We start from the raw sequence: 18,326 nt of genomic DNA on the forward strand, positions 1-18,326 counted from the left end.
TTTGCTGCGCTATATCTACACACTCGCGATGTTTCTGGTCACGCCACTGCTGGTGCTGCGGCTGCTGGCGCGCGGCGTGCGTTCGCGGCCGTACCATCGACGCTGGCCGGAGCGGTTCGGATTTTTCGATGCGCCGGGGTTCAGCGGCAGCCTGTGGGTGCATGCGGTATCGGTGGGCGAGGTGAATGCGGCCGAGCCGATGATCAAGGCGCTGCGCCGCGACTATCCGAATGCGCCGCTGGTGATCACCACGGTCACGCCGACCGGCACCGCGCGCGTGCACCAGTTGTTCGGCGACAGCGTGTTCCATGTCTATCTGCCGTATGACCTGCCGTACTCGGTGGGCCGTTTCCTGAAAAAGATCCGGCCGCGGCTGGCGCTTATCGTCGAAACGGAGATCTGGCCGAACCTGTATTTCGCCTGCCGCCGGCGCGGCATTCCTCTGATGATCGTCAACGCGCGATTGTCCGAACGCTCGTTGCGCGGTTACAAGCCGCTGCGTGCGCTGCTGCGTTCAGCGCTCCGCTGCGTGAGCGTGATCGCCGCGCAGTCGCGTACCGACGCGGCGCGCTATCGCCTGCTCGGTGCCGATCCGCAACAGATCCTGGTCATCGGCAACATGAAATTCGACATGCCTATACCGAACGGCGCCGTGGCCGAGGGGGCAGCGATGCGCGAACACTGGGGCGCGCGCCGGCCCGTATGGATCGCCGCCAGCACGCACGAGGGCGAGGAGCTGGCGGTGCTCGAAGCGCACTTGCAGGTGCTGAAGCGATTGCCCGACGCGCTGCTGCTGCTGGCGCCGCGCCATCCGGAGCGATTCCGGGTGGTCGAACATGCGGTGCGCAGCCTGGGGTTCACGACGGCCACGCGCAGTGTCGACCGCGTGCCGTCGCCGTCGCATCAGGTGTGCGTGATCGACGCGATGGGGCAACTGATGCCGTTCTTCGCAGCCAGCGACGTGGCCTTTGTCGGCGGCAGCCTGGTGCCGATCGGCGGCCACAACGTGCTGGAACCGGCCGCACTGTCGGTGCCGGTGCTGGTGGGGCCGTACACGTTCAACTTCGAGGAGATCACCGCCAGCCTGATCCATCAGGGCGGGGCGGCACGGGTGCCCGGCGGCGATCGGCTTGGCCCGGAAATGCTGCAGCTGTTGCTCGACACCGGCCGGCGCGAACGGATGGGGCAGGCGGCCCAGCAGGTATTCGAACGCGAGCGCGGCGCGGTGCAGCGGATCATGCAGCTGATCGACGCACAGTTGCAGGAATAGCGCCATGTGCGCCGCGGACAGCAGAACGGCCGGACGCGGATCCGGCCGTTCTGCATTGTGCCCCGGGTGTGTTACTGCAGCAGGGTGTTGATCGCCTCGATGTCCTTCAGATCGGCCGTGCCGGCGGTCTGCTTGAGCAGCAGCTTGTTCAGGATGAACTGGTGGCGGGCCTGCGAGTAGCTGCTTTCCGACGACGTCAGGGTCTGGATCGCCAGCAGCACGTTGGTCATGGTCTGGGTGCCCACCTCGAAACCGGCGCGGGTGGCTTCAAGCGCCTTCTGGCCCGAATCCACCGAGGCCTTGGCCGACTCCACCTGGGCGATACCGGCGATCACCGAGCGGTAATAGTTGAGCGTATCGCGCACTACCTGCCGACGCTGCGACTCCAGCGCATCGGTGGCCTCGTCGCGGTGGTAGATCTGCTGGCGCACCACGGACTGGGTGAGGCCACCGGAAAAGATCGGCACGTTCAAGGTCACGCCGATCGTGGTCGACGCGCGACCGTTCTGCGAGCTGCCAAAACCGCCGCCGTTCTGATACCAGCTGCTGTTCTTGCCATAGGTGACATTGGCGCTGATCGTCGGCAGATGGCCGGCGCGGGCGGCGCTGATGTTGTGCTCGGCCGTTTCCACATTGTTCTTCTGCGCCAGCAGATTGGGGTTGGTCTGCATGGCCTGCTTGACCCACAGGTCCTGGTCGGCGGGTTCGGGCGGCTGCATCGGCAGGTCGTCGCGCAGCTTCTTCAGGTTGCCGGTTGGCTTGCCGGTGATCTGGGTGAGTGCTTCGCGCGCATCGTTGAGCGTGTTCTGCGCAGCGATGGTCTGTGACTTGGCTGCCTCGTAATAGGCTTTGGCCTGATAGACGTCGGTGATCGCCGATAGGCCGACCTTGAACCGCTGATCGGATTGTTCGAACTGCTGGCGGAAAGCGTCTTCGTTGGCCTTGGCGTAGGTCAGTTCGTCCTCGCTGGTCAACACGCCGAAATAGGCCGTGGCCACCCGCACGTAGAGTTCCTGCGCCGCTGCCTGGTACAGCTCGTCCTGGGCATCCGACGCCGAGTGCGCCGCCTTGAGGTTGGCGTACTTGCTGAAGTCGAGGACGGTCTGGCTGAGCTGGCCGTTGATGCCGCGGGTCCGCGTATGGCCGAGCCCGCTGATCGAGATGTATTGCCCGGGATTGTTCGGATCGGGCACGAGGTTGCTGCCGCCGCTGCTGCCGCCATTGGTCTGGCTGAGCGAGAGATCCGCCGAGATCTGCGGCAACAACGAGGCGCGCGCCTGATTCACGCCTTCGCCCGTGGCCAGCCGGGTGGCATCGGCCTGGGACAGCACCGGGTCGTTGGCGCGGGCATCACGGTAGGCATCGAGCAGATCCTCGCCGTGGCTGGGCAGCGAAATGGCGGTCAGTGCCAGGGCCAGGGTGAGCAGCTTCAAACGCATGGGTTGCCTCGTGGGGAATCGGTTGGGCGCAATCAGAACACGAACCGCGGCGACGGCTCGGCGTGGACGAGATAGGGCAGGTCGGTTTCGAACAGGATCTCTTCGCGATAGCGGCCGGCACTTTCATGGGTCAGCAGGGTGGCGTGCTGCACCGGCGATTGGCCGCGCACGACCAGCGCACGGGCACCGGGCTTGAGCCAGGTCAGCCAGCGCGGCGGAATATCGGATACCGCGCCGGTCACCACCAGCGCATCGAACAGCTCATCGGGCTGCCATGCATTGACGGCCTCCGCGGTGAGCAGGGTCGCGTTGAGGATGCCGGCGCCCTGCAGCCGCGGCGCCGCGGCGGCGGTGAAATCGGCATGGATGTCCACGCTGGTCACGTGCGCCGCCAGGCTGGCCAGGCATGCGGTGAGGAAGCCCGAACCGGTGCCGATCTCCGCCACGCGATCGGTCGGCTGCAACTCCAGCGCCTGCAACACCCTGCCCTCCACCACCGGCTTCATCATGACTTCGCCATGGCCCAGCGGCAGGCACAGGTCGGCGAAAGCGAGCTGGCGATGTTCGGGTGCGACGAAATCCTCGCGGCGCACGCGCGCGATGACGTCGAGCACGCGGCCGTCCAGCACTTCCCACGGGCGGACCTGGTTCTCCACCATGTTCAGTCGCGCCTGCTCGATATTCATCGCCATCTGCTCGTGTCCCGTGCGGATAAAAAAGGTCAAAGAGGATAAGTGCTGGAGCCCGGTCCCACAATGACATGTCCCACGGTGCAAGCCTGCCGGTTGTGTCTTGACCCACGAAGTGCCGGAAGTCATCGCGAGCGGTTGACGGGCGTCACCCGGCGCGCCGCGCGGAAGGGCCAAGGAAGCCGCGTTCTGCGTCATTCTGGAAAATAATTGAACCGCTGCGTATAATAAAGCTCGAATTTCCGTTTGTGAAGGTGGAGGCATGAATATCAGCGCGCAGATCAAGGCCCAGGGCCCCGGTCGCCCGAAGGACATGGAGAAGCGTGCGGCGATCCTTGCCGCGGCCAAGGCGCTGTTCATCCGCAATGCCTTCGCCGGCACCAGCATGGACGCGATCGCCGCCGATGCGGGCGTGTCCAAGCTCACCGTCTACAGCCATTTCGGCGACAAGGACAACCTGTTCCGCGAGGTGATCCGTTCGCGCATCCAGGATCTTCTGCCGGAAGAGACCTACCTGTTCGATCCTGCCGTGGATATTCGCCAGACGCTGCTGCGGGTGGCACTGACCCACGCGCACCTGGATTGCAACGCCGAAACCGTGGGCACCTTCCGCGCCATTCTGAGCGACTGCCGTCAGGGCAATCCGCGCTACGGCAAGCTGATCTGGGAAGAGGGCGCCACGCGCACGCAAGGCCTGATGGAACGGCTGCTGCAGCAGGCGGTCGATGCCGGCCAGCTCGCCATCGACGATGTGCCGCGCAGCACGGTGCAGTTCCTCACCCTGATCAAGGGAAATCTGATGATGCGCCAGATGTTCGGTTGCACCGAGTGTCCCGAGAGCTACATCGAGGAAATCGAAAGCACCGCACGCGCCGGCGTCGAGATGTTCCTGCGCGCGTACCTGCCGCGCTAGCGCCCTGTACGCCACGCAACCGGCGTGGCGCGTGCTGGCGCCGCCAGCCTTCACCTGGCTTTTCCACGTGCGTTCCTACGCTGTGCGGACTTTCGCTGGCGACGGTAAAACTTGCCGTCGCGCACGTCCCGCATGCAGGAGCACACCATGGCAACCACCAAACCGTTCGTCAGCGACATCGAGAACATCCGCAAGCGCGCACGCCAGGACATCGACAAGGGCGCGATGACCGCGGGCTACAGCGCCGATCGTGAAACGGTGATCAAGCTGCTCAACCACGCGCTGGCCACCGAGCTGGTGTGCGTGCTGCGTTACAAGTACCACTACTACATGGCCTCGGGCATCAACTCGCAGGCGATCAAGGCCGAATTCCTCGAGCACGCCAACGAAGAGCAGGGCCACGCCGACCAGATCGCCGAGCGCATCACCCAGCTCGACGGCAAGCCGAACCTGTCGCCGGAGGGCTTGCTCAGCCGCAGCCACTCCGATTACGTCGAAGGCGAGGATCTGGTCGACATGATCAAGGAGGATCTGGTCGCCGAGCGCATCGCGATCGACAGCTATCGCGAGATGATCACCTACCTCGGCGCCGACGACCCGACCACCCGCCGCGTGCTGGAAGGCATCCTGGCGGTGGAGGAAGAACACGCCGAGGACATGAACACCCTGCTGGAGCAACTGGGCAAGCAAGGCGAACCCGCCAAGCCGGCACCACCCGGGGCGATGCCCGGCAAGCCCGCCTGAGCGCCGATGGGCGGCGCGGCCGCACGCCGTCCATCGCGCGGCTTCACCAGCCGGCGAGCACCAGCTTGCCGATCGTGGTGCCGGACTCCAGCCGCCGATGCGCCTCGCGCAGGTTCATGGCGTTGATCGGTGCCAGTGTTTCGGTGAGCGTGCCGCGCAACTCGCCGGCATCGACCAGAGCCGCCACGCGATCGAGGATGCGCCCCTGCTCGGCCTGGTCGGCCGTCTTGAAGCGTGGTCGCGCAAACATCATTTCCCAGTGGATGCCGATGGCCTTCGCCTTGTAGGGATCGCCGATCTTCAGCGCGCCGGCCGGCTCCACGATCAGGCCGACGTGGCCCTGCGGCGCCACGATCTCGCCGATGGCGTCCCAGTAGCGATCGGTGTCGGCGAGGTTGAGTACCGCATCGACCTGGGCGAAACCCAGCGCCTGCAGTTGCGGCGCCAGCGGCTGCCGATGATCAATCACGTGCTGCGCGCCCAGCTTGCGGCACCAGTCGATGGTCGCCGCGCGCGAGGCAGTGGCGATCACGCAGAAACCCGCGCGCCGCGCCAGCTGGATCGCGATCGAGCCGACGCCGCCGGCGCCGCCGATGATCAGCAACGATTTGCCGGCGCCGCCGCGCTCGCTGTCGTACGGCATGCGCTGGAACAGCAGCTCCCATGCGGTGATCGTGGTCAGCGGCAGCGCCGCCGCACCAGCCGCATCCATCGTGTGCGGCGCATGACCGACCAGTCGCGCATCGACCAGCTGGAACTCGGCATTGCTGCCCGCGCGGGTCACGTCGCCGGCGTAGTAAACCCGATCGCCCGGCCTGAAGCCGCTGACGGATTCGCCGACCGCCTCGACCGTGCCGCCCGCGTCGTAGCCAAGCACCCTGGGCTGCGCCTCCACCTGCGCCTTCGGCGAGCGGACCTTGGTATCGACTGGATTCACCGAAACCGCCTCGACGCGCACCAGCAGATCGTGCGCGCCGGGTACGGGCGTGGGCAGCTCGACGTCGAGCAGCGACTGCGGGTCGTCGATCGGCAGGTAGCGGGTGAGTGCGACGGCTTTCATGCTGGCGGCTCCGTGGGGACGTTGAACGGCACCGGCGGAGGATTGCGCTCGGCGAACATGCCGTTCCAGTAGGGATAGTAAGGATACGGCGGCATCACCGCGCTGGCGGCATCCAGTCGCGCGACCTGCGCGGCATCGAGCGTCCAGCCGACCGCACCCAGGTTGTCGCGCAGTTGCTGTTCGTTGCGTGCGCCGATCAGCACGCTGGACACGGTCGGCCGCTGCAGCAGCCAGTTCAGCGCGACCTGCGGCAGGTTTCTGCCGGTTTCCTCAGCCACCGCGTCCAGCGCATCGACCACGCGATACAGCCGCTCGTCGTCCACCGGCGGCGCGAAGCCGGCGGTGTCATGCAGGCGGCTGCCGGGCGGCAGCGGCTGGCCGCGGCGGATCTTGCCGGTGAGCCGGCCCCAGCCGAGCGGACTCCACACGATCGCGCCGAGGCCCTGGTCCAGCCCCAGCGGCATCAGCTCCCACTCGTAGTCGCGGCCGACCAGCGAGTAGTAGGTCTGGTTCGCCACGAAGCGCGAGTAACCCAGCCTGTCGGCGGCGGCCTGCGATTTCATCAGCTGCCAGCCGGAGAAATTCGATGCGCCGAGGTAGCGCACCTTGCCGGCGCGCACCAGCTCGTCCAGCGTCGCCATCACCTGCTCCACCGGCGTCATCGCGTCGAAGTGGTGCAGCTGCAGCAGGTCGATGTAGTCGGTGCCCAGGCGTTTCAGCGCGCGCTCGACGCCGCCGATCAGATGATGACGCGAGGCACCGGCGTCGTTCGGGCCGTCGCCCGCGCGCAGGGAGATCTTGGTCGAGATGGTCGCCTGCTCGCGCCGGCCCTTCAGCGCGGCGCCCAGGATCGATTCCGATGCGCCGTCCGAATAGACGTCCGCCGTGTCGAACAGATTCACGCCGGCGTCGAGGCAGATGTCGACCAGCCGTTTCGCCTCGGAGACATCGGTATTGCCCCAGGCGCTGAACAGCGGCCCCTTGCCGCCGAACGTGCCGGCGCCGAAGCCGAGCGCGGGCACCTTGAAGCCGGAAGTGCCAAGATAGCGGTAGTCCATGATGCAGTCCTTCGAAGTCAGAGTGAGGTGTCGGCGCAGGCCGCGACGGTCGCGATGCGTGCCGGCCGGGAACCCAGCCGCACGCTCCACAGCGCCACGGCGAAGCCGAGCACGGTGACCAGCGCCGCGGCCCAGGTCACCGCACCCAGGCCCGGACCGTGACTGATCACCATGCCGCCCAGCCACGCGCCGATCGCGTTGCCGAGATTGAACGCGGCGATGTTGAAGCTCGACGCCAGCACCTGGCCGCCGCCGGCGGCTTGTTGCAGCACGCGCAACTGCAGCGGTGCCACGGTGGCGAACGCGGCGATGCCGAGCAGGCCGGTGAACGCGATCGTCGCCGGCTTGCTGTGCAGGGCAAACGTCATCGCGGCCAGCACGATCGCCAGCGCCGCCAGCGAGCCGAGCAGGGTCGGTACCAAGGCGCGGTCGGCGAGGCGGCCGCCGAGCAGGTTGCCGATCACCAGGCCGCCGCCGAACACCAGCAGGATCGGCGACACGGCGCTGTCGGCGAAGCCGGTGACGCGGGTCAGGATCGGCTGGATATAGGTGAACACCGCGAACACGCCGGCGAAGCCGAGCACGGTGACCAGCAGGCCGAGCAACACCTGCGGCCGCGCGATGCCTTTCAGCTCTTCCATGAAGCGCACCGGCGCGGCGTCGCCGCGGTCGGCCGGCACCAGGGTGGCGATGATCGCGGTGGCCAGCACGCCGATCGCGCTGACCGCCCAGAACGTGGCGCGCCAGCCGAACGCATGGCCCAGCCACGCGCCGGCCGGCACGCCGAGCAGGGTGGCCACGGTGAGACCGGTGAACATGATCGAGATCGCCGAGGCCTTGCGGTCCTCCGCCACCAGTCCGGTGGCTACCACCGCGCCGACGCCGAAGAAGGTGCCGTGGGCGAGCGAGGTGATCACCCGCGCGATCATCAGCACGGCATAGCTCGGCGCCAGCGCACTGGCCAGGTTGCCGATGGTGAAGATCAGCATCAGGGCGACCAGCGCGGTCTTGCGCGGCAAGCGGCTGGTCGCCGCGGTCAGCAGCGGTGCGCCGACGAACACGCCCAGCGCATAGCCGGAGATCAGCAGGCCGGCGGCCGCGATGCCGACGTGCAGGTCGGCGGCGACCTGCAGCAGCAGGCCCATGATCACGAATTCAGTGGTGCCGATGCCGAACGCGCCGGCGGTCAGCGCGTACAGCGCCAGCGGTGTGCGGGGTCGGGGGGAAAGGGAGCGCATCGGGGTCGTCCGGAGGAGAAGAGGCGCAGCTTAGGCGCTTGCCTTTTCGTCAAAAACCACCAGGATGGCTAATCATTATCAACAAATGATTGAAGATCATGGATCGCGTCGGTGACCTCAGCCTGTTCCTGCGCGTGCTCGACCTCGGCTCGATCAGTGCCGCGGCGCGCAGCCTCGACCTGTCGGTGGCGGTGGCCAGCCAGCGCCTCAAGCGGCTGGAGCGCGAACTCGGCGTGCGCCTGCTGCACCGGACCACGCGCCAGCTGCACGCCACGCCTGAAGGCGCCGCGCTGGCTGAGCAGGGGCGCGCGCTGGTGGAGGACCTGGAAGCGCTCACCGGCGGCCTGCGCCAGTCCGCCACCGAGGTCAGCGGCACCTTGCGGGTGACCATCCCGGCCTCGTTCGGACGCCAGTACATCTCGCCGCTGTTGCCGGAATTCCTCGCCCTGCATCCGCGGGTGAAGCTCAGCGTGAACCTCAACGACCAGATCCTGGACCTGGTCGGCTCCGGTTTCGACCTGGGCATCCGTGTCGGCGCGCTGGGCGATTCCGGCCTGGTCGCGCGCCAGCTGGCGACCAACCGGCGCGTGCTGTGCGCGTCGCCGGATTACCTGCGGCGGCACGGCGTGCCGCGCACGCCGGCGGATCTGGCAACGCACGACTGCCTGCTGCTGGTCGGCAGCCAGGGCCGGCAGGACGTCTGGCGCTTCACCGACCGCAAGGGCCGCGAGGTCGCGCAGCGGGTGCAGGGCCGTTTCGAGAGCAACCAGGGCGAACTGTTGCGCGACGCGGTGGTGGCTGGGCTCGGCATCGCGCTGCACTCGGTCTGGCACGTGCACGAGGAACTGCGCGCGGGCCGGCTGCAGGTGCTGCTGCCGGATTATCCGATTGCCGCTACCGGCATCCACGCGGTGATGCCGCAGCGCCGGCTGGTGCCGCCGCGGGTGCGCGCCTTCGTCGATTTCCTGGCCGGGCGGCTGGGCGAGCATCCACCGTGGGAGCGATGAGCTGCGTTGTAAGCTTGGCCATCCCCCGCAGGAGCTGCCCCATGCAGACCCAGGACACCTCGAGTTCCCCACGCCGTGGCATCCGCCGCGCCATCCTGGCGTTGATCGCCCTGTTGATTGTGTTCGTGGGCTTGCTGATGTGGTGGTGGGACACCGAGCCGCCATTGTTCGATCCGGTGAAGGTGACACAGGCGCAGCTGCAGGAGCTGAAGCATCCAGCCAGCGTCGGCGCCACCACCACGGCGACCCTGATCGCCTCGGTGCATACCCTGCTGGACAAGCGCGGCGGTTACCTCAGCAACGACAAGCTGCCGCCGGGCGTGTTCATGGACAATATTCCCAACTGGGAATTCGGCTCGTTGACCGCCTCGCGCGACCTGGTGCGCGCGCTGCGCAACGACTTCAGCCGCTCACAGACGCAGTCGACCGAGGACAAGGACCTGGCCGAGGCCGATCCGTTGTTGTCCAGCCCGAACGACCGCTGGCTGCTGCCCAGTTCCGAAGGCCAGTACGACAAGGCAATTGGCCATCTGGACGGCTATCTGAACCGGCTCAGCGACCGTGAGGACGGCAACGCGCATTTCTACGCGCGCGCCGACAATCTCGCCGACTACCTGCAGGTGGTGTCCGCGCGGCTGGGCTCCCTGTCGCAGCGGCTGTCGGCCAGCGTGGGCCAGATACGTATCGGCGACGTGGCCGCGGCCGACGAGCCGGCAGGCGCCAGTACGGTGCAGGCGCCCGGTGGCGGCCGGCTGGTGAAAACCCCATGGAACAAGATCGACGACAATTTCTACGAAGCGCGCGGCTATACCTGGACGCTGCTGGAGCAGCTCAAGGCGTTCCAGCAGGACTTCGGTCCGATCCTGCGCAGCAAGCACGCCGACGTCAGCCTGGAGCAGGTCATCCGCGAACTGGAAGAGGCGCAGCGGCCACTGCGCAGCCCGATGGTGCTAAACGGCTCGCCGTTCGGCTTCTTCGCCAACCATTCGCTGGTGATGGCCAACTACGTGTCGCGTGCGAATGCCGCGATCATCGACCTGCGCGAATTGCTCAAGCGCGGCTGAACCGCTTTCGGAACCGGTGGAGACAGGAAACGCCCCGCCGCAGCGCGGGGCATTTCCGGACTTGGCGATGCCGGGCCGACCGCGGTTGCCCATCGTGCCGGTCGCTACTGGATCGTCAGGCGATAGATGAAAGTCAGGTCGGTGCCATTGCTGTCGTGGTTGTGCCGCACGATGGTGTGCATGCCCGGTGACATCGGACGGAACATCATGAAGTACCCGTAGATCACGCTCGGCTGGTAGGCGCCGGTGATGCAGGGGTCGAACTGGGTTTCGCTGGGGTCGCCCTTGAGCGCGAAGAGGTTCTCCGAGGTGTAGACGTAGCGTTGCGGGTTGAAGATCGGCCTGCCATCCAGTTTCAGGTCCTGCTCGGTGACCATGTTGTACGGCAAGGCGTCGGCGACCAGAAAGTCGTACATCGATCGTGCCGGTTTCGGTCCGAAGGCCGGGTCGGGGCAGGGCCAGTCGTCCGCGATGCTGCCGACCTGCAGGAATGTCGCCTTGCCGCGCGGGATCATGCAGGTGCGCGTGTTCATCGCCGACGCCGCCGCACCGCCGTGCAGCGAGTTCGGGCACGACCTGCAGTTCCAGAAAACTCACGTGGAGATGCTGCTCGGGCTGCGGCATGGTGGTGACGACATGCCGGAGGAGGCCGAGGAGGTCCTGCTGGAAACGCTCGCCTGCCTGCTGCAGTCCCACATTCCGATGCGCGTTCGCGCGGCCTGGCGGAATCGCGCGCCAGGTGGCGCGGGTCGAGGAGGCGATCATTGGCCACGTCGGAGAAAACCTCGACGTGCATGTGCTGGCCGAACTCGCCGGCTGCTCGCCGTTCCATCTGTGCCGGATCTTTCGCGGTCGCACCGGGCAGTCGTTGCGGCAGTTCCGGTTGCAGCAACGATTGGGCACCGCGCTGGACCGTCTGGGCGATGGCGAAGAGGACCTCGCTGCGCTCGCCTACGACGTGGGCTTCAGCAGCCACAGCCACATGACCGAAGCGTTCCGCCAGTCGCTGGGCGCCTCGCCCAGCGAGTTGCGCGAGGATCTGCGGCACAGCGAGTTGTCGCGATTGAGAAGCCGGCTGCGCGGGCCGTCCGGATCACGCCGCCGGTGGTTCTAGCCCCGCTGCCTCGCAGCAGGGGCGAACTCAGCCATTCTTCTCGGCCTTGTAGCGCCCGATGCCGGCCACGATCTCGGCCTTTGCTTCGTCAGCGCCAACCCAGCCTTCCACTTTCACCCACTTGCCCTTCTCCAGATCCTTGTAGTGCTCGAAGAAGTGGCCGATGCGCTCCAGCCAGTGTGGCGAGACGCCTTTCATGTCGGTGATGTGGGCATAGCCCGGAAACACCTTTGGCGACGGGATCACGATCAGCTTCTCGTCGCTGCCTGCCTCGTCGCTCATCTTCAGCATGCCGACCGGATGGCAGCGGATCACCGAGCCGGGGATCAGCGACAGCGGCAGGATCACCAGTGCGTCCAGCGGATCGCCGTCGCCGCCCAGCGTGCCGGGCACGTAGCCGTAGTTGCAGGGGTAGCGCATCGGCGTGGACAGGATGCGGTCGACGAAAATCGCGCCGCTCTCCTTCTCCACTTCGTACTTGACCGGCTCGGCATCTTTCGGGATTTCGATGACGACGTTGATTTCGTGCGGCACGTCGCGGCCGGCGGAGACGAGATGCAGACCCATGGGATGTCCTTGCTGCGGGAGAGGAAAGCTGGCCCGCAAGGATACGCCAAACGCTGCTGCATCGCAGCAACCGTGTGGCCGGGTGATCAGTCCGCGTGGAAGCTCAGCGCCTCCCCGGGCTGCGGTATGGACGCTCGCGCAGCCATTTGGTCGCGATCCATTTTTCACCGCGCTGTACCGGCAAGCCGGCGTGCAGGGAACTGCGGTCGCCGCCTTCGTAAGCGAAATAGACGGCCGAACCGCGGCGGGCGGTGACGGTCAGGCCGATCTCCGGGAACGCCGTGCCACCACCCAGGGCGGGCGTGTTCAGATACATCACCACGCTGGCGATGCGTTGCCCGCCGGCCGCCGTGATCGCGGCAAAGCCGGGTTGCTCCGGGTCGAACCAGTCGTAGTGAGGCTCGTAGGCCTGACCCGGAAGATAATGCAGGATCTGCAACCCCTCGCCATGATCGACCGGCACGCCGAGCAGGTCGGCCAGGCGTTGCTCGATGCGGCCCACCAGCGGCAGTTCGTTCAGGCCGAAGAACATGCCCTCGCTGGTACGACGGTGATCGACCTGCTGGCCGCCGTCGCTGTCCACCGTTAGCGCGCGCTGCAGCTGCGGCCGCGCCAGCTCGATCAGCTCATCGCATTCCGCGCCGGCAAGCATGCCGTCGAGCACGCGTATCACCGGCGCATCCACGCTGAGCAGTACCCCGATGGCTTGCCCGCCGATGGACACACCAGGCGCTTCGGGGTGGGTCGTGCGCAAGCTCGACATCAGCGCGTTGGCGGTGCGCGCGTGCAGCGCCGCGAGCGGCAGCTTGAGTACCTCGGCCACCATGCTGCGGCTCAGCCGCGGATCGTAGCCGCTGTCCTTCATCAGTTGCAGCACGTCGGCCACGCTGTGGCCGGCCCGCGTGGTGGTCAGGATCCATTCGCGCAATGCGGGGCTGATGGTGGTGCGTGAGTGCATGGCGGGACGAATTGACTGACGTGCTGGAAAGCTTACTTCACACCCGGGCGCCAGCGCTGCAGGCGCGGCCGGAAATCATGCGGGCGTCGATCTCGTCCATGCAGGCTCCAAACAGTTTCATGGCCTCACGAAGCTCGCCGGTCGACAGGCCGCAATAACCGAGCAGCACACCCTGGCGCGATGGTGGGTCCAGGTAATGCGGCGCCATCGAGTACATGCCCAGGCCGCGCGAGCTGGCGAGTTCCAGCAGCGCCTCCGCATGAGCCTTGTCGTAATCGCGGAACCACACGACCACATGCATGCCAGCCGGTGAATCGACGATCTCCACACGCTCCCCGGCATACTGGCGCAAACCGCGGATGAGCTCTTCGTTGCGTGCCCTGAGTTCTTTGCGAACCACCCGCAAGTGCCGCTCGAAGCCGCCGTCTTCCATGTAGTGCGCCAGTGCCGCCTGTTCGAAACCCGGGCAGGAAAAATCATTGAGGAACTTGGCGGTGATGAAGTCGTCCCGCAGCGCTACAGGGAGCACCATGTAGGCCAGTCTCAGGGTACCGAACAGGACCTTGGAGAAGGTGCCGACATAGATCACCCGGTCGGCCTGATCGAGCGAACGCAGCGCCGCCAGCGGATGGGCGTCATAACGGAATTCGCCGTCGTAGTCGTCCTCGAGGATCCAGCATCGCTGCGCATCGGCGTAGCGCAGCAGCTCCAGCCGGCGCGGCAGCGACAGCACGGCACCGGTCGGGAACTGGTGCGAAGGTGTCACGCAGATCAGCGAAGGCGCCGCGTCGGGCAGTTCGCCGCAGACCAGGCCATCGTCGTCCGTGCGCACGCCACAAACGCGGGCACCATGCGCGATCAGCGCCTGATAGGCGCCGAAGTAATGCGGCTCCTCCAGCACCACAGTGTCACCATCGTCCAGCAGCACGCGGGCGGCCAGCGAAAACGCCTGCTGGGTTCCACTGACGATGAGCACATTCTCCGGCAACGCCTGTACACCACGCCGGCGGGCGAGATAGTCGCAAACCTGCTGGCGCAATGCGGGCAGGCCCTGCGACCCGGCGCCGCCCGCCGGCGTGTAGGCGGCGGCACGCGCCAGTTCACGGCTCCAGGCACTGTTGAGCATGGGATTGATCGTCGGTTCGCCGTACTGCATGTGATAGCGCAGCCCGCGGTGCAGCACGGCCATTCGGCGGTCCTGCACCTGCCGCGCGCGCTTCGCGTAGAGCGAAGGTGCGCTGATCGCATCCGTCGGCGGCTGCAAGGCAGCCCCAGGCTGCAGACGGGTGACGTAGCTGCCGGAGCCCACGCGGCCCTCGATGAAACCTTCCGCGCGCAATTGCTCGTAGGCAGCCAGCACGGTGGTGCGCGAAAGTTCGAGCTCGTGGGCAAGAACCCGGGTGGGCGGCAATCGCGAGCCGGCGACCATGCGGCCATCGAGGATCGCGGCCTTCATGGCGCGGGTGAGCTGCGCGTAGTGCGGGCCGTTGCCGTCCAGTTCGAGGAACATGTCAGGGCTCCATGAGACCGGCCGCGCCGGCTGGTCCGAAACCGGCGCCGTGGCGGTGCGGTGTGTGGCGACCGCCGGCTTCCATCTCGTCCAGGCACTGGCCGAACAGCTGCATGGCCTCGCGCAGCGCGCTGGTCGACAGCCGGCCGTAGCCGAGCAGAAGGCCGGCGCGCCGCGGCGGCTGGTGCACGTAGCGCGCCATCGGATAGAGGCCGAGGCCGCGCGTGAGCGCGTACGCGACCAGCGCGTCGGCACGGGCATGGTCGTAGCCGTTCAGCCATGCCACCACGTGCATGCCGGCCGGCGTGTCGACGATGTCCACGCGCCCGCCGGCATATCGACGCAGACCCTCGATCAGAGCCTGGTGGCGTGCCATCAGTTCCTTGCGGACGCGCCGCAGATGCCGCTCGAACCCGCCGCTTTCCATGAAGTGCGCCAGCGCCGCCTGCTCGATGCTGGGACAGCAGGAGTCGTTGAGGTATTTCGCGGCGACGAAGTCGTCGCGCAGCGCGGCGGGCAACACCATGTAGCCCAGCCGCAAGGTGCTGAACAGCATCTTGGAGAAGCTGCCCACGTAGATCACGCGGTTGCCGTCGTCGAGCGAGCGCAGCGCGGCCAGCGGGCGGCCGTCGTAGCGGAACTCGCCGTCATAGTCGTCCTCCATGATCCAGCACGACCGTTCCGCCGCGTAGCGCAGCAGTTCCAGGCGGCGCGTCAACGAGAGCACGCTGCAGCCTGGGAACTGGTGCGACGGCGTCACGTAGACCAGCCGCGGCGCGGCCGCTGGCAGTTCGTCGCAGACCAGGCCGTCGGTGTCCGTGCGCACCAGGCGCAGCTGCGCGCCGTGCGCGGCGAAAGCCTGGTAGGCGGCGAAGTAATCCGGATCTTCCAGCACGACCGTGTCGCCTTCGTCGAGCAGCACACGCGCCGTCAGCGAGAACGCCTGCTGAGCGCCGCTGGTGATCAGCACATCGTCCGGTGAAGCCCTTATGCCGCGGCGGCGGGCCAGGTAGTCGCACACCTGCTGCCGCAGGGCTAACAGGCCCTGCGCGTTGTTCTCCTCCAGCGCCGTGTGCGTGGCCGCGCGGGTCAGTTCGCGGCCCCAGAGGTCGATCAGCGCCGTATTGATCAGCGGGTTGGTGGACAGCAGGTTGTAGCGCACTTCGTAGTGCTGTCGCGTTGGCCGCAGGTCGTGCCCCAGGCGCGCGCGCCGCACGTAGCGCGAGGGCGACGCGAACTCGGCCTCGCGTGCGTTCTGCGCCGTGGCGATGGGCAGGTTCGCCACGTAGCTGCCGGAGCCCACGCGGCCATCGATATAACCTTCCGCGCGCAGCTGTTCGTAAGCGGCCAGCACCGTGGTGCGCGAAAGTTCGAGCTCGTGGGCAAGAACCCGGGTGGGCGGCAGTCGCGAGCCGGCGACCATGCGGCCATCGAGGATCGCGGCCTTCATGGCGCGGGTCAGCTGCGCGTAGTGTGGCCCGTGGCCATCCAGTTCCAGAAACATGCAGACTCTCCGATTGGCTCCCGCAAATTTGGCGAAATTGGTCGTGGATGACAGGGGCCGCAGTGTCTAGTCTGTCTCGTGCCAGTGCAGTTTCGAACAGCGCCGTTGCTGCGCCTTGCCAGAATCAGACCGGGCCGTGCCGGTATCGCCCCGGCATGTCTGGGTTGCATGGTGCGATCGACCTCGCGCTTCATCCGACAAAGGAAGCCTCATGAGAAGTGCCATACGTCTTGGTAGCAGTCTTTTCGGTATCGGCATGCTGGCTTTTGGCGTGCTCAACTTCGTGTTTGCCATTCCCGTTCTCGGGCTGGAGTCGCTGCCTGACTGGCTGCCAGCGCAGACGCTGTGGACTTATATCACTGCCCTGCTGCTTGTCGCCGGTGGGGGCTGTGTGCTGAGCAATCGGTGGCGGGCACATGAATCGGCCATCGCGCTGGGCATGCTGCTTTCGCTCTGGCTGGTCTTGTTGCAGGTACCGGCGCTGCTCACGCATCTTCACAATGGCGGCAGGTGGACCTCCGCGTCCGAGTGCCTCGCACTGTGCAGTGCCGCGTGGGTGCTGGTACATGCACTATCGGAGGGCGCGACCGGGCGTACACCGTGGAACGGTCGATTCCGTCGACTGGCAGACAGCGGACGCTACGGTTTTGGCATCTCGCTGCCGGTGTTCGGCGCCTTGCATTTCATCTACTGGCAATACGTCGCCAGCGTGATTCCCGGCTGGATCCCCGGCTCGCCGGTGTTCTGGGCATATTTCACCGGCTGCGCGCACATCGCGGCCGGGCTGGCCATTCTGAGCGGCGTGCAGGCGCGACTGGCCGCGACGATGCTGGGCATCATGTTCGGAAGCTGGGTGCTGATCGTGCACATTCCGCGCGTGTTGGCGGATCCGCGGAGCCAGGCGGAATGGACCAGTCTGTGCGTTGCCATCGCGCTGTGTGGCGGTGCCTGGCTCATGGCTGGATATTTCGCGCGGTCTGCGGTGACGGCGGACGCCGGCCCGGAGCATCGTCCGCAACGGGAACCCGCTTCCGCATGATGCGTGGATAGCCGGCCGTCGTGGGGTACCTGGTAATCGTGTTGCGGCGCACGCCACGCGAGCTTGCTGGTGAATTTTGATAGTCCTGATTGTTCGCTTGCGCTCCATGTCGGTTGGCCTGGGGCGAATCACGACGGCTGCTGTTTTCACCCGAAGGTGAGGGTGTATATCTGCAGGCCCGCTTGCGGAATGCGCAGGATCAGCGAGTGCTCCCGGTAATCGTCACTGTCGAACAAGGTGTACAGGCGACTGGCCTGCACCGTGACCGTGGGTTGCAGCTTTCCGTCGACGACTATCTCCAGCGGGATCGGCTGCTCCGAGCTGGCGACCATGTGCAGCTTGCCGGCCTTGAAATGCAGCTGCAGTTCGCCATGTGCACTGACTGACTTGGCATATTTGTCGCTCATCTCCCACACGCCGGCGAGCGCGAAGCGATTCATGGCCAGTCGTGCCGGGATGCTGAAGTGCCGGATGCCGTTGTGGCCGGTTTCCGGGCTGGCCAGGTTTTGCTGCTTGGCACTGCCGAGGTACATCTCGGGCGAAGCTGCGACGGCGCCGGCAGCGGAGTTGCCGGCGCTGCCGCTTCCCGGCAGCAGGTTCATGCCGAGCAGCAGGCGGATGGCGTCTTCCATTTTCAGGTAGTCGCCTTCGCCGTAGTGGTGGCCGATCAGGTTGCCGTTCCGGTCGATCAGGTATTCCGCCGGCCAATACAAGTTCCGCCAGGCATTCCATGTACCGAGATCGTTGTCCGCAGCCACCGGGTAGGTGATGCGCAGGCGTGTCACTGCCTCCTTGACGTTTGCCGGATCTTTCTCGAAATCGAACTCCGGCGAGTGGACGCCGATGACGACCAGGCCCTTGTCCTTGTAGGTCTCGTACAGATGTTCGACGTGCGGTATCGCGCGCAGGCAGTTGATGCAGGAGTAGGCCCAGAAGTCGATCAGCACGACCTTGCCGCGCAGGCCAGCGAGGGTCAGTGGCGGCGAGTTGATCCACTGCGAGATGCCGGCAAACTCCGGCGGGTTTGCCGGCGTCGCTGCCGCCCCGGCGCCGCCGGGCAGGGCAACCAGCAGCAGGCCCATGAACAGCAAAAGTTGCTTCATGACAACTACCTCCAGACGAACGTGGTCCTGATGCCCGAACCGGGCATCA

General features: G+C 66.4%; 18 protein-coding genes. 7 read left to right on the forward strand and 11 right to left on the reverse strand.

The genetic code is table 11. The annotated features are described in order from the left end of the window. Nucleotides 1-4: 4 nt before the first annotated feature. Complete coding sequence (gene waaA, locus ACFPME_RS07150; RefSeq protein ID WP_377303667.1) at nucleotides 5-1,270, forward strand: lipid IV(A) 3-deoxy-D-manno-octulosonic acid transferase; 1,266 nt, start codon at nucleotides 5-7, stop codon at nucleotides 1,268-1,270. A gap of 71 nt (nucleotides 1,271-1,341) precedes the next feature. Here waaA and ACFPME_RS07155 read toward each other — a convergent pair whose 3' ends face one another. Both ACFPME_RS07155 and ACFPME_RS07160 read right to left on the reverse strand, forming a co-directional pair. After that, a complete protein-coding gene (locus tag ACFPME_RS07155) occupies nucleotides 1,342-2,709 on the reverse strand; it encodes a TolC family outer membrane protein (protein WP_377303560.1) in 1,368 nt (455 codons plus the stop codon). Nucleotides 2,710-2,741: 32 nt separating this feature from the next. After that, nucleotides 2,742-3,401 carry a protein-L-isoaspartate O-methyltransferase family protein gene (locus tag ACFPME_RS07160; protein ID WP_377303562.1) on the reverse strand — a complete coding sequence of 220 codons (660 nt, stop codon included), beginning with the start codon at nucleotides 3,399-3,401 and terminating at the stop codon, nucleotides 2,742-2,744. A 259-nt stretch (nucleotides 3,402-3,660) separates the two neighbouring features. On the opposite strand from ACFPME_RS07160, the gene ACFPME_RS07165 reads away from it, so the two are divergent. Both ACFPME_RS07165 and ACFPME_RS07170 read left to right on the forward strand, forming a co-directional pair. Further along, nucleotides 3,661-4,311, forward strand: coding sequence for a TetR/AcrR family transcriptional regulator (locus ACFPME_RS07165; protein WP_377303564.1), 651 nt, complete (start codon nucleotides 3,661-3,663; stop codon nucleotides 4,309-4,311). A gap of 147 nt (nucleotides 4,312-4,458) precedes the next feature. Beyond that, nucleotides 4,459-5,055 (forward strand): ferritin-like domain-containing protein, encoded by a 597-nt coding sequence (locus tag ACFPME_RS07170; protein WP_377303566.1) that lies wholly within the window; start codon nucleotides 4,459-4,461, stop codon nucleotides 5,053-5,055. Between the two features lie 43 nt (nucleotides 5,056-5,098). On the opposite strand, the gene ACFPME_RS07175 is transcribed toward ACFPME_RS07170, so the two are convergent. The 3 genes from ACFPME_RS07175 to ACFPME_RS07185 are packed head-to-tail and all read right to left on the reverse strand — an operon-like array spanning nucleotide 5,099 to nucleotide 8,411. Beyond that, entirely contained in the window at nucleotides 5,099-6,115 is a 1,017-nt protein-coding gene (locus ACFPME_RS07175; protein ID WP_377303569.1) for a zinc-binding alcohol dehydrogenase family protein, read from the reverse strand. After that, a complete protein-coding gene (locus ACFPME_RS07180; protein ID WP_377303571.1) occupies nucleotides 6,112-7,173 on the reverse strand; it encodes an aldo/keto reductase in 1,062 nt (353 codons plus the stop codon). The genes ACFPME_RS07175 and ACFPME_RS07180 overlap by 4 nt, the downstream gene beginning before the upstream one ends. 17 nt (nucleotides 7,174-7,190) lie before the next feature. Next, nucleotides 7,191-8,411 (reverse strand): MFS transporter, encoded by a 1,221-nt coding sequence (locus ACFPME_RS07185; protein ID WP_377303573.1) that lies wholly within the window; start codon nucleotides 8,409-8,411, stop codon nucleotides 7,191-7,193. A 98-nt stretch (nucleotides 8,412-8,509) separates the two neighbouring features. On the opposite strand from ACFPME_RS07185, the gene ACFPME_RS07190 reads away from it, so the two are divergent. Together ACFPME_RS07190 and ACFPME_RS07195 are read left to right on the forward strand one after the other, a co-directional pair. Then, complete coding sequence (locus ACFPME_RS07190) at nucleotides 8,510-9,418, forward strand: LysR family transcriptional regulator (RefSeq protein ID WP_377303575.1); 909 nt, start codon at nucleotides 8,510-8,512, stop codon at nucleotides 9,416-9,418. Nucleotides 9,419-9,459: 41 nt separating this feature from the next. After that, nucleotides 9,460-10,482, forward strand: coding sequence for a DUF2333 family protein (locus tag ACFPME_RS07195; RefSeq protein WP_377303577.1), 1,023 nt, complete (start codon nucleotides 9,460-9,462; stop codon nucleotides 10,480-10,482). A gap of 104 nt (nucleotides 10,483-10,586) precedes the next feature. Here ACFPME_RS07195 and ACFPME_RS07200 read toward each other — a convergent pair whose 3' ends face one another. Beyond that, nucleotides 10,587-11,015 (reverse strand): hypothetical protein, encoded by a 429-nt coding sequence (locus ACFPME_RS07200; RefSeq protein ID WP_377303579.1) that lies wholly within the window; start codon nucleotides 11,013-11,015, stop codon nucleotides 10,587-10,589. Nucleotides 11,016-11,221: 206 nt separating this feature from the next. Between ACFPME_RS07200 and ACFPME_RS07205 the strand changes: the two genes are divergently transcribed. Then, complete coding sequence (locus ACFPME_RS07205) at nucleotides 11,222-11,596, forward strand: helix-turn-helix transcriptional regulator (protein WP_377303581.1); 375 nt, start codon at nucleotides 11,222-11,224, stop codon at nucleotides 11,594-11,596. A gap of 27 nt (nucleotides 11,597-11,623) precedes the next feature. Here ACFPME_RS07205 and ppa read toward each other — a convergent pair whose 3' ends face one another. The 4 genes from ppa to pdxR (ACFPME_RS07225) all read right to left on the reverse strand — a co-directional run bounded on the left by ppa (nucleotide 11,624) and on the right by pdxR (ACFPME_RS07225) (nucleotide 16,135). Continuing rightward, entirely contained in the window at nucleotides 11,624-12,163 is a 540-nt protein-coding gene (ppa, locus tag ACFPME_RS07210; protein WP_377303583.1) for an inorganic diphosphatase, read from the reverse strand. Between the two features lie 103 nt (nucleotides 12,164-12,266). Continuing rightward, entirely contained in the window at nucleotides 12,267-13,121 is an 855-nt protein-coding gene (locus ACFPME_RS07215; RefSeq protein WP_377303585.1) for a 2OG-Fe(II) oxygenase, read from the reverse strand. 37 nt (nucleotides 13,122-13,158) lie between these two features. Continuing rightward, nucleotides 13,159-14,631 (reverse strand): MocR-like pyridoxine biosynthesis transcription factor PdxR, encoded by a 1,473-nt coding sequence (pdxR, locus tag ACFPME_RS07220; protein WP_377303587.1) that lies wholly within the window; start codon nucleotides 14,629-14,631, stop codon nucleotides 13,159-13,161. 1 nt (nucleotide 14,632) lies between these two features. Beyond that, nucleotides 14,633-16,135, reverse strand: coding sequence for a MocR-like pyridoxine biosynthesis transcription factor PdxR (gene pdxR / locus ACFPME_RS07225; protein WP_377303589.1), 1,503 nt, complete (start codon nucleotides 16,133-16,135; stop codon nucleotides 14,633-14,635). A gap of 136 nt (nucleotides 16,136-16,271) precedes the next feature. Between pdxR (ACFPME_RS07225) and ACFPME_RS07230 the strand changes: the two genes are divergently transcribed. Beyond that, nucleotides 16,272-17,174 (forward strand): DoxX family membrane protein, encoded by a 903-nt coding sequence (locus tag ACFPME_RS07230; RefSeq protein ID WP_377303591.1) that lies wholly within the window; start codon nucleotides 16,272-16,274, stop codon nucleotides 17,172-17,174. A 146-nt stretch (nucleotides 17,175-17,320) separates the two neighbouring features. Here the strand turns inward: ACFPME_RS07230 and ACFPME_RS07235 are convergent, their stop codons facing one another. Next, the gene (locus ACFPME_RS07235; protein ID WP_377303593.1) at nucleotides 17,321-18,277 is read right to left on the reverse strand and encodes a thioredoxin family protein; all 957 of its coding nucleotides are present in this window, start codon (nucleotides 18,275-18,277) and stop codon (nucleotides 17,321-17,323) included. Between the last annotated feature and the right edge of the window lie 49 nt (nucleotides 18,278-18,326).

It is taken from the genome of Rhodanobacter umsongensis (assembly GCF_042654965.1).
Classification (GTDB): Bacteria; Pseudomonadota; Gammaproteobacteria; order Xanthomonadales; family Rhodanobacteraceae; genus Rhodanobacter; species Rhodanobacter umsongensis.

Excerpts from the sequence above, each read along its gene's own strand:
- ACFPME_RS07165 (WP_377303564.1), top strand. The coding sequence starts at position 3,661 with ATGAATATCAGCGCGCAGATCAAGGCCCAGGGCCCCGGTCGCCCGAAG.
- ACFPME_RS07190 (WP_377303575.1), top strand. The coding sequence starts at position 8,510 with ATGGATCGCGTCGGTGACCTCAGCCTGTTCCTGCGCGTGCTCGACCTC.
- pdxR (WP_377303587.1), bottom strand. The coding sequence starts at position 14,631 with ATGTTCCTCGAACTGGACGGCAACGGCCCGCACTACGCGCAGCTCACC.
- ACFPME_RS07215 (WP_377303585.1), bottom strand. The coding sequence starts at position 13,121 with ATGCACTCACGCACCACCATCAGCCCCGCATTGCGCGAATGGATCCTG.
- ACFPME_RS07170 (WP_377303566.1), top strand. The coding sequence starts at position 4,459 with ATGGCAACCACCAAACCGTTCGTCAGCGACATCGAGAACATCCGCAAG.
- pdxR (WP_377303589.1), bottom strand. The coding sequence starts at position 16,135 with ATGTTTCTGGAACTGGATGGCCACGGGCCACACTACGCGCAGCTGACC.
- ACFPME_RS07200 (WP_377303579.1), bottom strand. The coding sequence starts at position 11,015 with ATGAACACGCGCACCTGCATGATCCCGCGCGGCAAGGCGACATTCCTG.
- ACFPME_RS07160 (WP_377303562.1), bottom strand. The coding sequence starts at position 3,401 with ATGGCGATGAATATCGAGCAGGCGCGACTGAACATGGTGGAGAACCAG.
- ACFPME_RS07235 (WP_377303593.1), bottom strand. The coding sequence starts at position 18,277 with ATGAAGCAACTTTTGCTGTTCATGGGCCTGCTGCTGGTTGCCCTGCCC.
- ACFPME_RS07155 (WP_377303560.1), bottom strand. The coding sequence starts at position 2,709 with ATGCGTTTGAAGCTGCTCACCCTGGCCCTGGCACTGACCGCCATTTCG.
- ACFPME_RS07195 (WP_377303577.1), top strand. The coding sequence starts at position 9,460 with ATGCAGACCCAGGACACCTCGAGTTCCCCACGCCGTGGCATCCGCCGC.
- ACFPME_RS07175 (WP_377303569.1), bottom strand. The coding sequence starts at position 6,115 with ATGAAAGCCGTCGCACTCACCCGCTACCTGCCGATCGACGACCCGCAG.
- ACFPME_RS07185 (WP_377303573.1), bottom strand. The coding sequence starts at position 8,411 with ATGCGCTCCCTTTCCCCCCGACCCCGCACACCGCTGGCGCTGTACGCG.
- ACFPME_RS07180 (WP_377303571.1), bottom strand. The coding sequence starts at position 7,173 with ATGGACTACCGCTATCTTGGCACTTCCGGCTTCAAGGTGCCCGCGCTC.
- ppa (WP_377303583.1), bottom strand. The coding sequence starts at position 12,163 with ATGGGTCTGCATCTCGTCTCCGCCGGCCGCGACGTGCCGCACGAAATC.